At 45.3% G+C, this 19,503-nt stretch carries 18 protein-coding genes and 1 pseudogene; 12 read left to right on the top strand and 7 right to left on the bottom strand.

The genetic code is table 11. The features are described 5' to 3' along the window. Positions 1-29: 29 nt before the first annotated feature. The 6 genes from U2F10_RS04025 (at position 30) to U2F10_RS04000 (ending at position 7,330) form a co-directional block, all read left to right on the top strand. The gene (locus U2F10_RS04025; protein ID WP_499870888.1) at positions 30-911 is read left to right on the top strand and encodes a cupin-like domain-containing protein; all 882 of its coding nucleotides are present in this window, start codon (positions 30-32) and stop codon (positions 909-911) included. A 175-nt stretch (positions 912-1,086) separates the two neighbouring features. Beyond that, positions 1,087-2,358 (top strand): MFS transporter, encoded by a 1,272-nt coding sequence (locus tag U2F10_RS04020; protein ID WP_499870886.1) that lies wholly within the window; start codon positions 1,087-1,089, stop codon positions 2,356-2,358. Between the two features lie 458 nt (positions 2,359-2,816). Beyond that, positions 2,817-3,752, top strand: coding sequence for an IS5 family transposase (locus tag U2F10_RS04015; protein WP_499870216.1), 936 nt, complete (start codon positions 2,817-2,819; stop codon positions 3,750-3,752). Beyond that, on the top strand, positions 3,742-4,104 hold the full coding sequence (locus U2F10_RS04010; protein ID WP_499870884.1) for a YciI family protein: 363 nt from the start codon (positions 3,742-3,744) through the stop codon (positions 4,102-4,104). Before U2F10_RS04015 ends, U2F10_RS04010 begins: the two co-directional genes overlap by 11 nt. A 504-nt stretch (positions 4,105-4,608) precedes the next feature. Beyond that, positions 4,609-6,321: an NAD(P)-binding domain-containing protein gene (locus U2F10_RS04005; RefSeq protein ID WP_499870882.1), complete on the top strand. Its 1,713-nt coding sequence runs from the start codon at positions 4,609-4,611 to the stop codon at positions 6,319-6,321. A gap of 256 nt (positions 6,322-6,577) precedes the next feature. Continuing rightward, positions 6,578-7,330 carry a thioesterase II family protein gene (locus tag U2F10_RS04000; RefSeq protein WP_499870881.1) on the top strand — a complete coding sequence of 251 codons (753 nt, stop codon included), beginning with the start codon at positions 6,578-6,580 and terminating at the stop codon, positions 7,328-7,330. 266 nt (positions 7,331-7,596) lie between these two features. Here U2F10_RS04000 and U2F10_RS03995 read toward each other — a convergent pair whose 3' ends face one another. Next, positions 7,597-8,601, bottom strand: coding sequence for a sulfite exporter TauE/SafE family protein (locus U2F10_RS03995; RefSeq protein WP_499870879.1), 1,005 nt, complete (start codon positions 8,599-8,601; stop codon positions 7,597-7,599). A gap of 537 nt (positions 8,602-9,138) precedes the next feature. Here U2F10_RS03995 and U2F10_RS03990 point away from each other — a divergent pair. The 4 genes from U2F10_RS03990 (at position 9,139) to U2F10_RS03975 (ending at position 13,406) form a co-directional block, all read left to right on the top strand. Beyond that, the gene (locus tag U2F10_RS03990) at positions 9,139-9,474 is read left to right on the top strand and encodes a hypothetical protein (protein ID WP_499870878.1); all 336 of its coding nucleotides are present in this window, start codon (positions 9,139-9,141) and stop codon (positions 9,472-9,474) included. 4 nt (positions 9,475-9,478) lie between these two features. Then, positions 9,479-10,573, top strand: coding sequence for an ABC transporter substrate-binding protein (locus U2F10_RS03985; protein ID WP_499870877.1), 1,095 nt, complete (start codon positions 9,479-9,481; stop codon positions 10,571-10,573). 378 nt (positions 10,574-10,951) lie between these two features. Next, a complete protein-coding gene (locus tag U2F10_RS03980; protein ID WP_499870875.1) occupies positions 10,952-12,220 on the top strand; it encodes an MFS transporter in 1,269 nt (422 codons plus the stop codon). A gap of 289 nt (positions 12,221-12,509) precedes the next feature. Next, entirely contained in the window at positions 12,510-13,406 is an 897-nt protein-coding gene (locus U2F10_RS03975) for an ABC transporter substrate-binding protein (RefSeq protein ID WP_499870874.1), read from the top strand. A 160-nt stretch (positions 13,407-13,566) separates the two neighbouring features. On the opposite strand, the gene U2F10_RS03970 is transcribed toward U2F10_RS03975, so the two are convergent. Further along, the gene (locus U2F10_RS03970) at positions 13,567-13,899 is read right to left on the bottom strand and encodes a glutathione S-transferase C-terminal domain-containing protein (protein WP_499870872.1); all 333 of its coding nucleotides are present in this window, start codon (positions 13,897-13,899) and stop codon (positions 13,567-13,569) included. 130 nt (positions 13,900-14,029) lie between these two features. Further along, the gene (locus U2F10_RS03965) at positions 14,030-14,374 is read right to left on the bottom strand and encodes a hypothetical protein (protein WP_499870871.1); all 345 of its coding nucleotides are present in this window, start codon (positions 14,372-14,374) and stop codon (positions 14,030-14,032) included. Between the two features lie 52 nt (positions 14,375-14,426). Between U2F10_RS03965 and U2F10_RS03960 the strand changes: the two are divergent. Further along, positions 14,427-14,747 (top strand): annotated as a pseudogene (locus U2F10_RS03960) (IS701 family transposase); the annotation flags it as partial. A 3-nt stretch (positions 14,748-14,750) separates the two neighbouring features. On the opposite strand, the gene U2F10_RS03955 reads toward U2F10_RS03960, so the two are convergent. Beyond that, positions 14,751-14,882 carry a hypothetical protein gene (locus U2F10_RS03955; protein WP_499870869.1) on the bottom strand — a complete coding sequence of 44 codons (132 nt, stop codon included), beginning with the start codon at positions 14,880-14,882 and terminating at the stop codon, positions 14,751-14,753. A 143-nt stretch (positions 14,883-15,025) separates the two neighbouring features. Further along, positions 15,026-15,961, bottom strand: coding sequence for an IS5 family transposase (locus U2F10_RS03950; protein WP_499870216.1), 936 nt, complete (start codon positions 15,959-15,961; stop codon positions 15,026-15,028). Positions 15,962-16,501: 540 nt separating this feature from the next. On the opposite strand from U2F10_RS03950, the gene U2F10_RS03945 reads away from it, so the two are divergent. Next, a complete protein-coding gene (locus tag U2F10_RS03945; protein WP_499870868.1) occupies positions 16,502-17,347 on the top strand; it encodes a response regulator transcription factor in 846 nt (281 codons plus the stop codon). 37 nt (positions 17,348-17,384) lie between these two features. On the opposite strand, the gene U2F10_RS03940 is transcribed toward U2F10_RS03945, so the two are convergent. Both U2F10_RS03940 and U2F10_RS03935 read right to left on the bottom strand, forming a co-directional pair. Further along, entirely contained in the window at positions 17,385-18,020 is a 636-nt protein-coding gene (locus U2F10_RS03940; RefSeq protein ID WP_163660285.1) for a response regulator, read from the bottom strand. After that, a complete protein-coding gene (locus U2F10_RS03935) occupies positions 18,017-19,282 on the bottom strand; it encodes a sensor histidine kinase (RefSeq protein ID WP_499870866.1) in 1,266 nt (421 codons plus the stop codon). The genes U2F10_RS03940 and U2F10_RS03935 overlap by 4 nt, the downstream gene beginning before the upstream one ends. Between the last annotated feature and the right edge of the window lie 221 nt (positions 19,283-19,503).

Below are 19,503 nucleotides of genomic sequence, written 5' to 3'. Positions count from 1 at the left end.
ACTGTAAATTTAGTAAGAGCACAGCAGCTATGATTTTCGATTCAAAAAAATCTCAAACGATTGGTTCGCAAGAAAAGGACAATAAACCAGCCTGGACAAGAATTTCTTCCGTTGATCGTCGCAGTAATCTTTCGTGCCAAGAGTTTTTTGAGGAGTACGCCTCTGTAGGTAAACCCGTAATCATTACGGGTGTGACAAATGACTGGGAAGCTGCAAGAAAGTGGAATTATAATTTTTTCAAAGAAAGGTATGGATCTCGCAAATGTTCAGTAAGAAATTGTCAAGAAAATCGTTTTGCCTACATGACTGTTTCTGACTATATGGATTACATGATTTCCGATGATCGTAGCGAAATCATGTATATGGCAGGCAACTCTCTTTGGAGTTACCCTGAGCTTTTCAAAGACTATGAAATTCCGGTTTATTTTCCTGATTGGATCGACAAACTTCCTAGAAAAATTGTGCGCACTTTATTACGAGCCACTAAACCGATGCGATGGCTATTTATTGGCCCTAAAGGCGCTTCATCAGGAAAGCTTCACTATGAAATGTGGCATAGTTCTGGATGGGTCGGGATGATTTCTGGACGGAAACGATTTGTTTTCTTTGCACCCGATCAAACGGAATTTTTATATGGTGGTAAAATCGATATATTTAGCCCTGACTTAGATAGATTTCCTCTCTATTCTAATGCTGAGCCCATCGAAGCTGTAGTGGAAGCTGGAGATGTCATATATGCTCCTCCACTTTGGTGGCATCAAGTAGAAAACTTAGAAGATAGTATATCTATAACCCATGACATCATAAATGAATTCAATTCAGAGCAAGTTTTTCAGTATTTTAGAAATAATTGGCCAATAGTTGGTAAAGCTATTCCACTGGCGTTTCAATACTACGCTCGTAATCCCTAATGGCCTATCAATTTTGATTTTGTTCTTTCATATATTTTGAAAAAACTGTCTAATCTGAAATAATTTGAGGACGTTATTCACAATTTCAGATTTAAATTATTAAACTGATGTTCGCAGATTTTGCAAGTATGTCGTTGTTGATGGTTCTGTTCCCAACGCATCTTTAGTAATTAACGTGCAAACTTTTTTGATCATCTGGCTGGGTCAATTTGCTTCCCTTTTGGGGTCTGAAATGACCAACTTTGCCATTACCATCTGGGCTTGGGATGTTACGGGTAAAGCGACTCCTCTTGCCTTAATTTTAGTTGTTACGCAAATCCCCAGACTGTTAATTTCTCCCTTTGCAGGCATTTGGGTAGATCGTTTTAATCGCAAATATCTGATGTTGCTGGGTGACACTTTGGCAGGGCTTTCTACTATTGTGCTGCTAATTTTATTTACGACTGGTCATCTGCAAATCTGGCATCTCTATATTTCTAGCGCAATTAATGGGCTATTTGGCCATATTCAGGGGCTAGCGTACGCTACCTCAGTGTCGCTAATTGTCCCGAAGCATCACTACGTCCGTGCCTCAGCCCTCAAATCCCTGCAAATGTCAGGTGGCTACCTTTTTGCGCCTGCTATGGCCGGAGCCCTTTATGCAATTACTGGCTTAGGCGGAATTCTAACTTTTGATCTGGTTACATTTGGCATAGCAACTATATCTCTCAGTACTGTTGCCATTCCACAGCCCACTGAGCAAGATTCATCGAAATCTGTCTCGTCGGGAAAGATGCTGGAACAACTCACTTTCGGCGTCCGCTATCTGTGGCGCAATCTCAGTTTAAAGACACTCTTAAGCTTTATTATGATAATGAACATTATCAATAGCATTTGTCAAACAATTTTGCCTGCGATGTTATTGGCTCGGAGTGGCAACAATACTACAGCTGTAGGAACGCTCTTTTCCTGTTTTGGTGCTGGTGGACTTTTAGGGGGGGTAATCCTTAGTATCTGGGGTGGACCGAAACGCCGGATTCATGGTTTGTTAATAGCTGATGCGATTTCGAAAACAGGACTGATTATGTTGGCTCTAGCTCAGCAGACCTACGTCAGACTTGGAGCAGCGTTAGTTGGTGGATTTTGTCTACCATTTTCCGGTAGCTGTAGCGAGGCCATTTGGCAGTCAAAGATAGAGCCAGAAAAGCAGGGGCGTGTATTTGCTGCACGATTTTTGCTGTCGCGATTAGTTACACCCCTAGGAGCTATGATTGCAGGGCCATTGGCCGATTATGCCTTTGAGCCTGCGATGCAACCAGGAGGTGCTCTCACTAAGCCCTTTGGCAATGTTCTTGGCGTGGGCCTTGGAGCCGGAATGGCGCTACAGATGCTACTGTTTGCGAGTCTTGGTGTGTTGATTTCACTAGGAGGGTATGGGGTACGTAGTCTGCGACAAGTCGAAGATTAAAGTAGCTCGATCTTAGTGGTATTGAGAAGCCCGGAATTAGCATTAAAAGCCGGATGAGATAACGATTATCTTTTAGGTATCTTGGCCAATTGAGTATGCGTTTGCCCTAGTTACATGTTTAGATAAGTTGACTTGTTCTGCAGAGTCAATTACCATTCTGTTATGAGATCATCTTTTACTGAAAATTAGAATACACATGCACATGTTGTCGTAATCGATACTTTAGGTTAGATCATCTTTTGACCGAATTCTGTGAATCTGAATATCCTATTAGGAAGAGATTCTCTCCATGTCTTTTAGAGCTATTCGTTAAAAGCCTTTAGAAGGCAAATGGTTCTTACAGTGAGTCATTTTAATAGGTGATACTTTGTATGTAGGAGGGGCTTTGGTGCGTGAATAAAGAAGTTGCGGAGCCGTAGGTGCCGGTAAAGTGTAGTTACCACACAAACACGGTACCGATGAAACGCACCTACAAACTCCGCAACTGGTCTGAGTATAACGCTGCTCTGGTAAAGCGAGGAAGTCTGACGTTATGGCTCAGTGATGAGGTGATTGCCGAGTGGAAAAACACTCAAAAGACTGGTAAACCAGGGGCATCGAAAGACTATAGCGATTTAGCCATCCAAACACTCTTGACCTTCAAAGTGCTCTATGGACTGGCCTTACGTCAAACCATTGGCTTTGCAGGGTCTATCTTTGAACTGATGGATGTATCGGTAGACTTACCGGTGCATACAACATTGTCACGTCGTCAACAGACATTACCGATTGATTTACCGATTCAGCCGACCTCTGGCAGTCGTCATGTGGTGGTTGATAGTACGGGCATTAAAGTGTACGGAGACGGGGAATGGAAAACCCGGCAGCATGGGGTGAGCAAACGTCGCACTTGGCTCAAACTCCATTTGGGTGTCGATGAGCAAACCGGAGAGATTCTGGCTGCCGTAGTGACTTCGAACGCCATCACTGATGGCGAGATACTCCCGGACATCCTCGACCAAATTCCCGATGAGATTGACCAAGTGAGTGCCGATGGGGCGTATGACCGCACCTACTGCTATGACGCCATTGATGAGCGTGATGCAACGGCAGCGATTCCCCCTCGCAAAGATGCCAAAATTTGGTTTCATGGCAATCGCAAACAGGCCCCGCATCCACGAGATGAAAACTTACGAGCGATTCGCAAACAGGGACGGTCTACCTGGAAAGAAGAGATAAACTATCATCGACGGTCTTTGAGTGAAACCATGATGTATCGACTCAAAACTATGTTCACAGGTGAGGTGTCTGCACGAGGGATTGAAAATCAAACGACAGAATTACTGTTGGAATGTTCTATTCTCAATCAGTTCACCCACTTAGGAATGCCCGATAGCTATCCTATTGAAGCCTAAGATCGATATCCTAGAGGACCGATCTGTCTACCAAAATATTCACGCACCAAAGCCTGTAGGAGGTGTTACTATCGCTTACTTTCTTCATTGCCTGATAGATCGAGATAAGCAAGATTTAATAGCTTCGTTGCGACCTCAACATCGTGGTTACATGAAAAATCATTTGAAGCAGATCGCGTTTGGTGGACTTGCTTATGATGAAGATGCGGACACTACCGTAGTTTGTATTTGTTTGAATGTCGAGTCAGATTCTGAAGCAAGCGATTTTGTTAAAGATGATCCATATTGGGAGGTTTACAAGCAGGTTAAGATCGAAAAGTTCAAGCAAATGATACCTGGGGTAATCACTTAGATTTTGTCGTTTCGCTTAATGTAGGCCTTTAAAGTAATTATTTTCATAGATGTGGATAACATGTTTTGGTAAAACCTTAAGTTTAGGTTACTGTTACACGTTGCTAGTTTATTTTGGGCTAGGAGAGTTTAATCAAGCCATAAAGGTTTTTCTTCTAAGAATTCTGAGCAAGATTCTTGTTCAGAATGGGTCTAAGTGATTAGATATTTGAGTTTATTGTGGCGAAGCTATCTGAGTCAGTCTTTTATGCATGTATTCTTTCGATTAATTGGACCCTTAAAAAGATTCTTGGGCTGGGAGTTTTTAAATAGTTTTGACTTAATTTACAACAGTCGTTTGAACAGTTCTTAATATAGCTATACTTACGTCTCTGGTTAATAAAAGTAAATAGTAGATTGGCTGTATTAGAGGCATGTTAAATTTTAGGAAACCTGTTTTGTTACTAATTCTGTAGACCTGTTCAGTTCAAATTGAAAAAGTAAGAAGTAGGGAGTCGAGATTGTTATGGATGTTAGACGTTGCAAAAATATTATTGTAGGCGCTGGTCCGAGTGGTTTGCAACTTGGCTATTTCATGGAAAAGTGTAAGAGAGATTATGTCATTTTAGAGCGTAATCAAACTGCCGGCTCCTTTTTTTCCAAATATCCGCTACATCGCAAGCTTATCTCTATTAATAAGAAGAACAATTATTTCCCAGAGGATGATTTTAATTTGCGCCACGATTGGAATTCATTGTTGTCTGATGATCCAGAAATGCGCTTTACTCGCTATTCAGATGATCTGTTTCCAAGCGCTGATCGACTCTACGAGTATCTTCAGGATTTTGCTAAACACTTTGAGCTAAATATTTGCTACGGTACGGCGGTTTCTAAGATTAAGCGATATGATGATGGGCGCTTTCATTTGATAACGGACAGAGGCATCCATTATGAGTGCGAGGCTCTTTTCCTTGGGTTAGGACCTCTAAAGGCGCTGTTGCCAGAAGATATCGAAGGCATCGAATTGGCGACAGTATATGATGATCAAATCCTAGATCCAGAGACCTATCGAAACAAAAGAGTTTGTATTGTTGGGCAGGGAAACTCAGCATTTGAAACAGCAGAGTTTTTATCAGGAATTGCTAGTTTCGTTCATGTCTTTGCTAAAGAGCCAATTAAGTTTGCATGGAATACTCACTTTGTAGGGGATGTGAGAGCTGTAAACAACAATATCTTTGACATGTATCAGTTGAAGTCGCTGCATGCTGTGCTGAATCCTCGGTTGAAGCGCATTACTCGACTGGAAAATGGTTGTTTGCAAACTAATCATAGCTATGACTATCCAAACTCAGATATTCCCGGTTCTCTTGAGTTGACTCGTGAATATGATCATATAATCTGTTGTTCTGGGTGGCGTTGGTTTGATGAAGACCTCTTTGATGAATCGGCCATGCCATTATCCTGGAAACGAGGTAAGTATCCAAAGATGACGCCTATCTGGGAATCGGAAAATGTTCCCAATATGTTCTTTATCGGTGCAGCGATGCAGAGCATTGATAGAAAAGCTTCATCTGCTTTTATTCATGGCTTCCGATATGCTGTACGGACATTATTCAAACTTGTGGAAGAGCGCTATGAAAACGTTCCTCTACCTAGTAAGGCGTTAAAGCCAATAGATTGGGATAAACTTTTAGATTGGATGTACGAACGATTTAGCGTCGCATCTGCTACGTATCAGCTTTTTGGGGTTCTTTCAGATGTTGTTGTTCTTTCGGACGATATGACGGAGGCGACAATTTTTGAGGAACTTCCTCTCAATCATGTCAGAGAACGTAGTTTTGACGGAAACCATATTCTGGTCTTCACGCTTGAATTTGGCTTTGATAACTTCAAAGATCCGGCTATTAACTTTATGGGGCCATCCGATCCAGTAGATACTTCCTGTGCAGCATTTTTGCATCCTGTCATTCGACACATTCATAATGGCGAAGAAACCGAGTTTCATTTTGGTGATTCATTATTGGCTCGATGGGATCGTCCCCATGGTGATGGAGGTGCCGTTATGTCGTATCACTACTTGTTTCAAAAGTGGCTCGAAACTCAGTTAGGAATTGATCTTAATCTTCCAGAGCCTGTAGAGGGAGGTCCTTACCGCAAATGGTCTCAAGAAGAGATTGCAGAGTGGAAGTTGAATAATCCGCCAACTGATGCGGTTGCGGAGTGTGTTCGCCCTGTTTAACTCCAGAGTTTTGGCGTTGATGAGCATTAAGTTGAGTTGAGTTTAATCAACCAGGTATTGAGTAGGGAGGCAATTGGAGAATCTTAAATCCTTGGCCTCCCAGTCCCCTGTTTTGTCTTTAATGGCAGGATTCTGGTTTGCTCTATCACAGTGATTGTAGCTCGTTTAATGGATTATTAGTTAGGCCGTCATTGCATCTACAGAGGATGACATAAGTCAACGAGAGGAGGTGCTTAAATTCATGGGAAAACCGACTATGTCAGAAAAATGGATGGTTCGTTTTCATCCAAGGGATCATCCCAAACTAAGATTGCTCTGTTTTCCCCACGCAGGCGGTTCGGCTAGAGTATTTTATAAATGGTCTGAACTATTACCACCTACGGTTGAGGTGTGCGCACTTGAGTTACCTGGGCGAGGTAAGCGTTTATTTGAAGCTCCATTTACTAGTATTGATTTATTGTTGCCAATTTTAGGCCCTGAGATATTGCCTTTTCTGGATATTCCCTTTGCATGTTTTGGCCATAGTCTAGGCGCACGGATTGCTTTTGAGTTTTGTCGATGGTTGCGAGAGATAGGTCAGCTTACTCCCCAACATTTTTGGGCTGCTGCCGCCCGCGCCCCTCATCTACCACCCAATACTTCACCAATACATAATTTGCCCGATTCTGAATTTATTGCTGAATTAAGACGATATAGTGGCACGCCTGAAGAGGTTTTTAATACCCCCGAACTCATGAAATTAGTACTTCCTGCTCTGAAAGCGGATTTTTCGTTGCTGGAAACATATCGATATCGACCTAGTGCTCGACTAGATTGTCCGATTACCTGTTTTTTGGGGCAACAAGATGATACAGCGATCCAAGTGGATGTGGCGGCTTGGCAACAGCATACAGATACATTTAACTTAGAATCTCTTCCTGGCGATCATTTCTTTACTCATAATCCCTTGTTTCCCAAGAGATTGTTGTCTAAACTAGCGAGATTTGGCTGCATTGAGTCTCCCAGTTGAAAAAATAACAGCAAGGTAGATGACCTTAGGGGGACTGCACAAAAATAAAGACCCAGGTCGGGGCTGTAGATTGGTGGATGGGTGGGTGGTCGCGTAAAGATGGCCCAAGTCTCTCCAGCAATAGGCACATTAGCTGTAGCAAGATTAGCGTTGATAGTGTCGAGAATAGTGGCGTTATAGAACCTACCGCGTACACACCAGTTGTTCTTATACTCAGATGTTGCCGTCCGAAGGGGGCAAACAGAGGCGATAGGACAGGCCTGCTTCTATCGCTTCTGTTTGTCTCCTGGATTAATAACTTGTGCATAGGCAATCCAAGTATAAAAGCAAAGAAAGCCAGTAAGAACGAAGATGGAAGCCAGAATACTATTCCAAGTAAGCGGAATGAGCAAAAGAGAGCTGACTAGTTCCGTAAGAATCAATCCTAATAGAATGATTACGACGTGATGACGTTGAGCATAACTGAACAAAACTGCCCCGATTGGAGCTCCTACAACAACAATAGGTACCGACGCCAGCCAATATTCCCGAACAGGGAAACCAAAGTCTTTAAGGAAAAGACCGTGCAGAACAAATCCTGCGATCGCATTAATTGCCATTAGAGCAATGGAAGTAAATGTACTGATGCTCTCGCACATTTGAAACAGCAGTACCATTACCGAAAAGGCAAATATATCAATTCCTGAACCCACAAGCCCGCTGATAGTGCCACCGATGAAGCCCGTTATCCACCAAATGGCCCGTTCTTGATTTCCCCAAAAGGGATGCAGAATACACCGTTCACTACTACGCAGTTGCGTAAACACCATCACTAGTCCAAAACTGCTCGTCATCATAGTGAACGACAACCTAATAAAATCAGGAGTCAGCCGAGGTTCCAGCAACAGTGTGCCAATGACGATACCTATCAAGCCACCGCTACTAGCCCACCAAATGAGTCGCCAGTCTATCTTGGTTTGCATGGCGATGATAGTAAGCGTAGCAGCAGTCATGCCTACACTTTGAATAGCGAGAGCAAATACCTTAGCCTCATGGGGTGGCACTTCCAATAGTTTGGTCAAAACAGGGAATGCAACGGCTCCACCGCCCATACTGGTACCTCCTGCCACCATTGAACCAAATAGCATCGTCAATGTTATTGGCCAGTAAGTCTGCAGGATATTAATGATAGAGATAGGTCCTAAAAAGACAAACCATACACTCCAAACAAATAAGGTAATTAAGAAGCAGATGCTGAGTTTGCGCCTGGCAGTATGTGATTGACCCTTCATCTTAAACGCACTCGCATGTATTGATTATCTCCACTCTAAAAAAATCGAGATGATTGCAAGGTATCGAATATTTCAATACAAAAAGCCTCATCCAATAACAAAAATAAACAGGATTTAGCTTGGAAAAAGTCTTTAAAGAAGGAGTTTTTTCTGGATACTGCTTTCTCATTATTAAGCTCGACTTTATTCAAATAGAGAGGGTCATAGGAAATCAGCAAGCATAGTAGATTTGTCAGAACCGACTTGCTGTAAAGGGAAATACTGAATGTGTTGAGCTTGTTTCGCCGTTATTCGCCCATCACATCTGGGACTCAGCGATGGTGCTTTTCATTGGAGCTATTCTAGCACTCGGGAAACGAACAGTCAGTGCGATTGTCCAAGCCCATCGGAGCCGAAAAAAAGACTTTACTGTTACACTCGATTTGGTGAAATCAGTGCAACAGAACAAATCTTTACTGCTGGCAAGGGAGGTCGATTAATTCGTTCCTTTTCGGTTAGTGCCCATGTACATTGTCGTAGCTATTCATTGCCGTTACAATGAGCGATTACCGACTTTGGGGCCGATATCCCCTTTGGTCGGATGCCAGGAAAACTGAAAGCGCATCATGGCATCGAGGTGCCCATCAGTTCAGTCCAAGTCATCACTCAGACTCATGCCCAATGGAGACTCAATCTGGTCAACAGGGTACTTCCCTTGAGGACTACTTCCTCCCCAATGCTGCCATTTCCTATAAACACGATAAGTGGCAGGCAGGTCTGAACATTCGTAACCTCTTTAATGTAGATTTCATAGAGGGGGCTCAAAATAGTCGAACGTTTTTCATTTCTCCGAGTGAGGGGGGTACGATAATTGGCTCACTTTCAGTTGTTTAAACCCATGCTGGCGCTAAGGCGAATTATAGGCTGGTTAGTATTGAGTTTCCTCGCTGCCAGCTTTGTTGTTGGATGTGGGCTTCTAGGGAGCAATGAATCAGGCGAAAGCCTGACGGTTGATGCGCCATCCCAACTGCTGGATTGCCGCGTGCTTAACCATGATTTAGGCGAAACTGAGGTCTGTGGGCAGCCCCAAAAGATAGCAGTTCTTGGTGTTCATAGCCTCGATTTGCTGTTATCTCTAGATGTCCAACCGATCGGGTATGCAGCCTCTAATACCTATGCTGGCGAGGTCTTTGATAATCCAGCACAGCAGGTTCCTTATTTGGGCCAGCGGCTTACGACTCGGCCTATAAATTTGGGGCGTGGGGGGGAACCTTCTCTAGAAAAACTAACAGCGCTTAATCCAGACCTGATTGTGGGTGAAGCAAGCCGCTCGGACAATTACGGCCTACTCACTCAAATTGCGCCTACGCTGCAATGGCAGAATCGTCTGCTTAAAGGCCAGTGGCAGAAGAATTTGCAAACGCTCGCAGCGGCCTTAGGGCAGGATAAAAAGGCGCAGGAGGTCATTCAGCAGTATGAAACCCGCATCGGCGATGCGCGTGCTGATTTGGCTGATGTGACTGCGGCATATCCCAAGCTGTTGCTGTTGGGAGCTAACCGATTGGATCAGGGCGCTTTTGTCATTGGTGCTGATAGCTATTTGGGGGGACTGTTGAGTAGCGTTGGCTTTCAGCTCATTTCTCAGCCCAACGCCACCGGCACCGCACCAATTTCAATCGAAGCACTGCCAGAGCTAAATGATGCCGATACCATCATTATTCTGGGCTATGATTTTAACTTGCTTAATGAGCGGTTGGAGAATTCAGACTCGTCTACTAATACGTCAGTGGAGGAGTTGCTTGAAACGAATCAGGTGAAAATGATTAAGCAAGATTGGGAAGCGAATGGGATTGCTCAAGCCCTTACGGCCAGTCAAGAAAATCGTGTTTTCTTTGTTACCTTCTACAAATGGAATGCGCTTAATGGCCCCATTGGTGCAGAGCTGGTTTTGGAAGATCTTCGTCGGTTTTTCTTACCCGATAACAAGAGCTAGCAGTCTGTCAAAGTCAAATCTTTGGAAACGAAGGAAATGCGTTTTGGATGATTTGCTAAAGTACTTGGCCAAGTAAAAAATAGGCGTTGCTGATCCTCGGGATGATTGTAGTTGAAAGATAGAGGTATACGGCCTTTCTAACAGATCGATTTATCCTCTAAATTAGCAACGGCAAAAAATGCGTTTTGGGCGCAAAAAAATGCGTTTCGGAGCCAAAACCTCTAGGAATATGTTCGCTAGTTAACCTAATCTAGGTGATATAGATCACTTTTTGAGCGAAGGAGCTTGGGGAAAGGAGAAAGGGTGGGTTTAAATTCCGCCTTCCCTTCTCAATCTTCCGCCTTCCCTCTTGCCTCCCCCTCTTCCCCCTCTTTTACCGTGCGAACCTTCCTTATTATCTGGCTTGGTCAATTCATCTCCCTGCTAGGCTCTGAGATGACCAACTTTGCCATTACCATCTGGGTCTGGGAAGTCACAGGGCAAGCCACACCACTTTCGTTTATCCTGGCCGTGACCCAAATCCCCAGGTTATTAATTTCACCGTTTGCCGGTATTTGGGTGGATCGGTTTAATCGTAAATATTTAATGCTGTTGGGAGATACCGTTGCCGGACTCTCAACAATTGTGTTGTTGGTATTGTTTTTAACTGATCACCTTCAAATTTGGCATCTCTATATCTCTGCGGCAATTAATGGTTTATTTGGCTACATTCAAGGACTAGCCCACTCGGCCTCCATGTCATTAATTGTTGCGGAACAACACTATGCTCGCGCGTCTGCTTTTGAGTCATTGCAGATGTCCGGTAGCTTTGTGGTGGCCCCGGCTATGGCTGGAGCCATGTATGCCGTTACGGGGCTAAGTGGGATTCTCATCATCGATTTGGTTACGTTTGGGATTGCGATCGCAACCCTGATCACGGTTACGATTCCTCAATCCACAGCACCGCCACAAACAGCTGATGTTTGGCAACAGCTGATATTTGGCATTCGTTATTTATGGAACCGCCCCAGCCTCAAAGTACTCTTAATCTTTTTTCTAATCAGCAATTTTATCGACAGTGCCAGCTTTACTCTTTTACCGGCCATGGTGTTGGCTCGTCTGGGAAATAACTCTACTATTCTGGGAACACTCTTCTCTTTTTTTGGTATAGGCGGACTATTGGGTGGTTTAACCCTTAGTATTTGGGGTGGACCAAAGCGACGCATCCATGGAGTTTTGATTTTCAGCGCAATTTGGAAAGTGGGTCTGATCGTGCTAGCGCTATCTCGCAATATTTCTACCAAAATTGGTACGGCATTGACGAGCGGATTTTGTTCGCCGTTTCCCGGTAGCTGCAGCCAGGCGATTTGGCGCTCTAAAGTAGAGCCAGAGGTGCAGGGACGGGTATTTGCCACACGTTTTTTGCTAACACAGTTGGCCACCCCCTTGGGAGCGGCGCTGGCGGGACCGTTAGCCGATCACGTCTTCGGCCCTGCAATGCAATCAGGAGGGGCGCTCGCGCCTATCTTTGGCGGTCTCTTTGGGGTCGGCCCCGGTGCTGGCATGGCGCTCCAAATGATGCTGTTTGCCAGTTTTGGTGTGGTAATTTCCCTGAGTGGGTACAGTGTGCGCAGATTGCGACAGGTTGAATTGAGCGAAATCGGCTAATTGAGGATCAGGCTGAATTGAGCGTATCAATTTAATGCGGGAAAATTTTCTGGAGACAGAACGCAGCAATCAGAGGTCAGAAGCCAGTTATTTTAAGCCTTCCGCCTTCCGCCTTTTGACCCGGCCGAGATTTCCCAGCTTCAGCTGATACCCGACTCTGTCCTCTCTCTGACTTACTGATAACGCTCCTCCCCCTCTTCCCAGCAACGAACGTGCAAGTGGTAGTTTATCCAGTTGCAAACGCCTAAGCTAAGAATGAATACTGTTTGAAGTGATTGTGAGCTAGCTAATGGCTAAATTACGTTTAGGCTTAGAGTGGTTCTTAAATCCAGACCATGTGCCGCTGTTGGTGGGTCTAGAGCAGGGTTGGTTTGCAGACGCTGGTTTAGAGTTAGAGCTGGTTGAACCGGCAGAGCATGTGGATGCGATCGCAGAACTTCAGGCGGGCACGTTAGATATCGCCATTACTGAGCCGGTTCATCTAGTAGAAGACCGAGGCAACGGCCATGCCGTAATTGGCTGGGCACGCTTTTTGCATACCAATGGCGGCGTTATGTACTTTGCAGGGAGCGGCATTGAGCGACCAAAGGATATGGTGGGCAAGCGTCTACAGTATCCCGGTGCCCCTTCTGCATTAGGGCGAGCCATCGCCAAAACCATGATTGAGGCGGATGGCGGAGACTTTACGGAAGATGCCATCACCTCAGTCGATAATGGCTTTATGCATACCGATGCCCTAATTGAGGACAAAGCCGACCTAGCCACGCTGGTGTTCTACAACTTTGAAGTGATTGAATCGCGACAGCGCGGCCATAACGCTCAATTTTTTGCACTCAAAGATTGGGGCGTGCCTGACTTTTGCCAACTTATTTTGATTGCAACACCCCAATTATTACAACAGCGGCAGCAGGACCTGCAGACATTCTTAAACATACTACGGCGAGGGATTGACTTTATTCACCAGCAGCCTAAAGCAGCCCAAGCCATTTACGATCAGCGTACCGGAGCCTATGCGGGTGATCAAATCGGCCAGGCCATCTATGATGCAACAATCTCTTGTTTTACCCACGACTTTTCCATGAGTGCAGATTACTACGATCGTCTGCAAACTTGGATGCACAATACTGAGCAGATTCCCCAATGTTTGTCGTCTAACGACTATTGGACCAACATCCTGGCCCTTTAGAACACAAACGCAATGAAAGCCTAACTGGCGAGATGACTGCTCAGATTGTTCTACTGAAAAATTATGACGCCCAACGCGTTACGTTTTATCCAAACGACAGGTCTAAGGTCAACAGCTCACCGATAACGCCGGTGCCTCTATTGTTTTTATTAGGGTCAGCTCAATCAGAAAAGCCGATATTAGGCATCACTGGCACGATGCCAGACGGATTTCTCTGTTGGCTTGGTGAGTAATAGCCTTTTCTGTAAACGTTAAACTTTACAGTTTCGGCAATACCCGGAATTTGATAAAGCCGACGAGTAAACGATGAAAGATTTGGATAGTCGCTTATCTTTCTCAGATTGCACTTAAACGCACCGTAGTAGGCAACGTCAAAGCGGACTAGCGTAGGAAATAAACGCCAATCAGCCTCTAACGGACGCTCTCCGAGCAAGTAATCGGACTTGCTTAATTGGGATTCTATGGCATCAAGCGTAGTAAATAACGGATACACGGCTTATGAAGAAGCCGTTTGGGTTGTCGCAAAGCCCGCTTTGTAGACACCATTATTCACAGTTTTATATATGCGCTGATTCCAAGCATCAATTTCGGACTTTAGAGCGTCTGGAACATAATCGTAGGTTTTACGAATAGGTCCAGTCCAGACTAATCACCGCTCGTCCACGACCTCGATAGCGTGGGGCTATCAGTTCCCGATGTCGACGCATCAGCGCGTCTCGATACCATTGCGCTTCGAACACCGCTTCATGCATCGCTCGACGGCTCACTTGGCTCCCCTCTGGCCAGACGATTTGAGCGTATATCCCTTGGAGTGTCTTATTCGGACTTAACAATAGACCATTGATATAACGGCTGACATGGTCAAATCCGGCGTTCCGGCAAAACACCTCGCGATAGTCCTGTAGAAAGCCCTTTAATGTAGCCCCAATCCCAACCAACGGACAATGCATCGATACGGTTCCAACCACGGTCCAACTATTGTCCTAGATAGGCGAACGACCTAACCTTCCAAGTCGTGCGTCTACCCGCCGCACGGACTATATCGTCACCAACGATTGGACTCAAGAGTCAACAGCGGCGACACAAGAAGCGTGTAGCTACCGTTGGCGCATTGAGCAGTTACACCGAGAGGGAAAACAGACCACGGGCTTGGAACACTGTCAGTGTCGGCTTGCCAGAATTCAGCGCAACCACATTGGGTGTGCGCTGTTGGTCTGGGTCAGGCTCAATCAATTAGCGATCCAAACAGGTCAGACACTTTACCAGCTCAAACGTGGGTTGCTTGACAATTATCTGGTTCAACAACTCAGAAACCCTGATATTCAGTTCGCTGCTGCGTAAGTCCTATTCAAGAAACATCGTCGTTAGCTTAAAGTAGCCCACCTGAGCATCGGCAACATTTTTAGAAGCCGAGAGAGCGATGGATGTAGCACCTAGGGAGACCGCTGCTACCGTGAGAATCTTCTTGAAATTCATAGAGTCTCTTTTTTGTTTTTCACCATGCAGGATGCCGTTAGCGACAATTTTTAGCCAATGCACCCTTGTGGAAAATAGTAGAAAACAACGGCTTTGGTGCGTGAATATTTTGGTAGACAGATCGGTCCTCTAGGATATCGATCTTAGGCTTCAATAGGATAGCTATCGGGCATTCCTAAGTGGGTGAACTGATTGAGAATAGAACATTCCAACAGTAATTCTGTCGTTTGATTTTCAATCCCTCGTGCAGACACCTCACCTGTGAACATAGTTTTGAGTCGATACATCATGGTTTCACTCAAAGACCGTCGATGATAGTTTATCTCTTCTTTCCAGGTAGACCGTCCCTGTTTGCGAATCGCTCGTAAGTTTTCATCTCGTGGATGCGGGGCCTGTTTGCGATTGCCATGAAACCAAATTTTGGCATCTTTGCGAGGGGGAATCGCTGCCGTTGCATCACGCTCATCAATGGCGTCATAGCAGTAGGTGCGGTCATACGCCCCATCGGCACTCACTTGGTCAATCTCATCGGGAATTTGGTCGAGGATGTCCGGGAGTATCTCGCCATCAGTGATGGCGTTCGAAGTCACTACGGCAGCCAGAATCTCTCCGGTTTGCTCATCGACACCCAAATGGAGTTTGAGCCAAGTGCGACGTTTGCTCACCCCATGCTGCCGGGTTTTCCATTCCCCGTCTCCGTACACTTTAATGCCCGTACTATCAACCACCACATGACGACTGCCAGAGGTCGGCTGAATCGGTAAATCAATCGGTAATGTCTGTTGACGACGTGACAATGTTGTATGCACCGGTAAGTCTACCGATACATCCATCAGTTCAAAGATAGACCCTGCAAAGCCAATGGTTTGACGTAAGGCCAGTCCATAGAGCACTTTGAAGGTCAAGAGTGTTTGGATGGCTAAATCGCTATAGTCTTTCGATGCCCCTGGTTTACCAGTCTTTTGAGTGTTTTTCCACTCGGCAATCACCTCATCACTGAGCCATAACGTCAGACTTCCTCGCTTTACCAGAGCAGCGTTATACTCAGACCAGTTGCGGAGTTTGTAGGTGCGTTTCATCGGTACCGTGTTTGTGTGGTAACTACACTTTACCGGCACCTACGGCTCCGCAACTTCTTTATTCACGCACCAAAGCCGAAAACAACTAAAAGATTTTCTCCCGGAAAAACAATGGGATCAGTGTGAACTTTGTGACTGTGCGTTCTGTGTATTTACCCTGACCAAGCGTTCAAACAACATTTTTGATCGTTTTCCTGAGGATCAACTGTGTGAAATTAATTACCATCGCTCAATGTAAGTAAGTAAAATTACTACTTTGGAAAAAGTTGCGTTTTAAGTGAAGGTGCTGATTCTGCCTGATTTTTCCTGAAAGCATGCGTTAAATGGACTATCGTTAAATGTTCTATAGCGTATCTGTGTAAATTCGTAGAAAGGGCAGGTACAATATGGTTTGCTATTCCTTAATTTTCTTTGCCCTTGAATATTCAGAAATAACTTTTGAAGCCGTATCTGAGTATTCAAAGACAAAGGGATCTCAACGATAAAGAATGCCGCTAGCTAAGCCCTGCAAAGGGATTGGCTAATTTTGTAAATAGTTTTATGGCTAAAATCCTATTAATAGATAAAGATAGGGCAAGCCGTCAGATCCTTGAGCATGCCCTTAAGCTATATGACTATGAGGTAGTCAGTACCCATCGTGGTGATAAGGGCTTATCGCTGGCCGTTGAGGAGGCTCCTGACCTGATTGTCATGGATATTGATGCCCAGGGACTTAATGGTTGGCAAGCGATTAAGATTCTTAAAGAGTCTAGTCCCACATGGCTCATTCCTGTAATTGCCCTGGCGCAGCCAACGGTTACTGGTCAACTTTTGATACAGACTGGGTTTGACACCTATGTCAGAAAGCCCGCTGCTGCTAGACACATTTTGCAAAGAATAGAATCCTTATTGGATAAAGTTGCCAAAGAGCTGACCGGTAGTAGCGGTAATCCATCGTCTGCATCAATGTCTGCATCAACGTCGCACAGGGGGCCAAAGGAGACACCCTATGCTCAAAGTCAGGTAGGCCAGGTAACGGTGGTCTATGTGGACAATAGTGCAGTAGATAGTCAAGCACTGGGGGACATTGTTCAAGCGGCTGGCTATAGCTACGCTAATATTTCTGATTCCTTACAGGCAGTGTCTCTGCTCATGGACTTGAGGCCTAAAATAATCTTTTTAGAATTAGTGCTGCCGGTGGCGAATGGTTACGAACTCTGTGCCCAAATTCGACGCATCTCTTTCTTGCAGAACACGCCTATCATCATTGTGACCAATAAAAACAGAATCCCTGAACGGTTGCGGGCAAAAATGGTGGGGGCATCAGATTTTTTGAGTAAACCCATCAAGGCAAAATCTGTTCTGGAGATTTTGATCAAGCATCTTTCTCACCAAAGTACTTTTTAGGGTCTAATGTTGAGATCTCAAGGGTAGACCTGAGGCTTTAGGACAGCAGATTCTGGTGGGCCCAGAGAGCTGCCTGGGTGCGATCGCGAACGTCCAACTGGCTAAAAATATTAGTTAAATGGTTTTTGACCGTACCTTCCGTCAGGTGTAAAGCAGCGGCAATTTCGCGATTGCTGTGGCCCTGGCCCAATAGCTTGAGGATGTCTATCTCCCGATTATTAAAAAGGATGTCCACATCTGTTTTGGTGCCATTATCTGATTTGACATGGGAAAACACCTTGGGGGCAATGGTGGGTCCTAACTGGCTGTAGCCCTGGTGAAGGTTACGAATTGCGATCGCAACCTGTTTCGCCGGGGTACTCTTCAGTAAATACCCCAATGCTCCTGCTTCCAGCGACTCAAATACATACTCATCCTCATCAAACGTAGTCAGCACCAAAATCCGAATCCACGGAAACCGCTGATGGATCTCATGGGTCGCTTCCACACCGTTGCACACTGGCATGCGCACATCCATCAAAATGACATCCGGTTGCAGTTGCTGGACCAGAGCAATGGCCTCCTGACCATGATTCGCTTCACCGACAATTTCAAGATCATCCTCCAGGGATAGCAACGACGCCAATCCCTGCCGAAACATTGGTTGATCATCCACCAACAAAATCTGAATCATTGTGGCACTGTAACCTGAATTAATGTGCCTTTTCCAAGAGTACTCTGGATTGTCATTTGCCCTCCCAGTAACTGTACCCGTTCTTGCATGCCCCGCAATCCATAGCCTGAGTTAGATGCCTCAGGCACAAAGCCAACACCATCGTCCGCCAGACCCATGGCAATGCCCTCTGTGGTTTGCTGAGCCCACAGCTTTACGGTAGATGCCTGAGCATGTTTTTGGATATTTGTTAGCCCTTCTTTAATAATTAGAAACAGCTGCTGGTTTACCTGTAGGGGCAAGGTTGGCAAGCTGATGCGAGTTTCAATTTTCAGGGGCTCAGTAGCGTGGGCCTGCTGAATCTGCTCCACTAAACCCGTCAACGCATCGGGCAAATTAAACGTGCCATGGCGGATGGTTGAAACCGCCCGTCGTACTTCCTGTAGAGACTGACTAGAAAGTATCTTAGCTCGATTGAGTGCCTGCAAAGACTGGTCAGGTTGTTGAGAATATAAAGTTTGAGCCACTTCTAATTGAACATTAAGGGTGGTCAGCGTGTGCCCAAGGGAGTCGTGAATATCTCGGGCAATGCGAGTTCGTTCTAAATCTGTTGCCAGGGTTTCCACTTCCTGGGATAGTGCCGCCGCTTGTTGTCGGCTTTTACGTTCAGATAAAACTGCCCAACACAACAAGATCGTTAACAAACAAGTAATCACATAAATAGTGGTGCTGTTGATAATCACATCCAACACTAACAGAGCTTTAGGAGCTGCTAAGGATTCCTCAAACTGGGCTCGCAGTTCTTCTGTGGGGATAGAGAATTCATGAAAAATTCGCTGGGCCAGGCTAAGCTGCCACGCAATCCCCGCCAGGATTGTTGTAAAAATGACATCGCGACGACTTAGCAAGAAACAGCTCTTGACCAGGACAAGATACAAAAACGGATCAAATCCCCAATTAGTGAACAGACGACTAATCAGTAAAACAACAATTTCTAACAGAATGTATCCCCGCCGTAGCCCCATGGACTGTTGTAAGGGAAAAACAATGCTAAGGATGACCAACACCCCCAGCACAGTGAAACCAAGATAGTCTCCTGGACCCATCTCATACCCCAGGGGTTTATTGAGCATCAGTAGCCCAACGCGCAGAACCACCAGTAACACAAACGTCCATTCCACATACCGCAGGGTTTTAGGAATAGATGGAGACAGATTGGCGCTAGCGGCTGATAGGGGCTTGGTCTTTTCGCCTAATCTGGGGACGTGACTAACAGCGTTCATGCTTGGTTGATGGTGTAGCAGGGTAATTGGGCTGTGGCTGACTTAACTAGGGTTTACCGTTGCTTAATGCTAAACCATTCGCCTGATTGGCTCCATGACAAAGGTCATGACAACGCATGACCTTTCACTATGGAACCGCATGCTCCCCGTCGTTAAAGTACACATACATTGCTACTAAGACAGGTATAAAACGGGACAATGGGCAGGCGACTTCAATTAGC

It is taken from the genome of Leptothoe sp. EHU-05/26/07-4 (genome assembly GCF_043421015.1).
GTDB classification, from domain to species: Bacteria; Cyanobacteriota; Cyanobacteriia; order Phormidesmidales; family Phormidesmidaceae; genus Leptothoe; species Leptothoe turfae.
This window is presented reverse-complemented; position numbering and strand designations above follow the sequence as displayed.